The organism is Peptacetobacter sp. AB800 (assembly GCF_047807365.1).
Taxonomy (GTDB): Bacteria; Bacillota; Clostridia; order Peptostreptococcales; family Peptostreptococcaceae; genus Peptacetobacter.
The window spans coordinates 1-409 of record NZ_JBLOUI010000103.1; the positions used below are offsets into that span (position 1 = coordinate 1).

4 tRNA genes are annotated in these 409 nt (G+C 55.3%); all 4 read right to left on the bottom strand.

Features of this window, described 5'->3' with window-relative positions:
• Nucleotides 1-32: 32 nt before the first annotated feature.
• Nucleotides 33-109, bottom strand: a tRNA-Pro gene (locus ACK2WN_RS12290).
• 11 nt (nt 110-120) lie between these two features.
• Nucleotides 121-196, bottom strand: a tRNA-Trp gene (locus ACK2WN_RS12295).
• Between the two features lie 21 nt (nt 197-217).
• Nucleotides 218-291: transfer RNA gene (locus ACK2WN_RS12300), tRNA-Ile, on the bottom strand.
• A 7-nt stretch (nt 292-298) separates the two neighbouring features.
• Nucleotides 299-375 (bottom strand) — tRNA-Pro (locus ACK2WN_RS12305).
• Nucleotides 376-409 lie beyond the last annotated feature (34 nt).

Below are 409 nucleotides of genomic sequence, written 5' to 3' on the forward strand. Positions count from 1 at the left end.
CGCTCTAACCACCTGAGCTATAGGCCCATAAATGGTCGAGGTGAAGGGACTCGAACCCCCGGCCCCATGGTCCCAAACCACGTGCGCTACCAAACTGCGCTACACCTCGATATAATTGCATGGCAGGGGTAGAGGGACTCGAACCCCCGGCGCACGGTTTTGGAGACCGACGCTCTACCAACTGAGCTATACCCCTATATTTTTAGAAAAAAAAAGATGGACCATCAGGGACTCGAACCCCAGACCTACCGGTTATGAGCCGGGCGCTCTAACCAACTGAGCTAATGGTCCATAAAATTGGTCGAGGTGAAGGGACTCGAACCCCCGGCCCCATGGTCCCAAACCACGTGCGCTACCAAACTGCGCTACACCTCGATCTATTCTGGCGGAGAAGGAGGGATTCGAACCC